Here is a 702-nt window from a genome sequence, read left to right on the forward strand (position 1 = left end):
TGTCTACTTCATACGCGATGCGGAAATTCAGATTCTCGATCGCTTTAGGTGAGTATTCGCCACCAACACCTGCACGGAATGACGTTTCTGCTTTTGACGAAGAGCCAAAATCAAGTTCGGTACGACCAAGGCCGACCGTCGCAAACGGACGCCAGCCACTGTCAAACGTGTAACCTAGGTTCGCCATTAGAGCGATGTTTTCAGGTTTTACCATTGTGCGTGGTGCATCTTCAAACTTGTCAAAAATATCACCGTAGCGTGTGTATTGCGCTTCGATTGCGACGATACGGTTGAACTGGTAACCGCCAAACAGTTTGTATGTGGAGTCGTTAGAATCCAGATTAACCGCATACGGCCAAACACTGTCGTCATAGACAGTTGTAACTCCGATACCACCACCAAGGTAAAAGCCTGATACGTCTTTTTTCTCGACATCAGTTTGATTTGCTTGCGCGAATGCTGAAACAGCAGCTAACAAAAGGACAGCTTTTTTCATGTGTAATTAACTTTATTATTTTGATTAAAACGAAGTGAAATATAAGAGGCTTTATCTGCTTTTGGGATTTTTCATCGGCTACTTGAAAAAACACAAGTCACCGAAGCGTTAGTTAAGCAAATAAGTCGCACCTCTCATGCGTGCAGCATAACGAGTCAAAAAATAAAGGTTAAGTATCGAAATGTATGGTTTTGTCAGAAGAGGGG

The 702-nt window shown here is 43.2% G+C and carries 1 protein-coding gene; it reads right to left on the reverse strand.

All coding sequences use genetic code 11. The features are described 5' to 3' along the window. On the reverse strand, positions 1–496 hold a 496-nt coding region (locus R7E78_RS26720; protein WP_318058684.1), incomplete at its 3' end, for a porin family protein. Positions 497–702: the final 206 nt, after the last annotated feature.

The sequence above is a fragment of the Vibrio sp. YT-19(2023) genome (assembly GCF_033337395.1).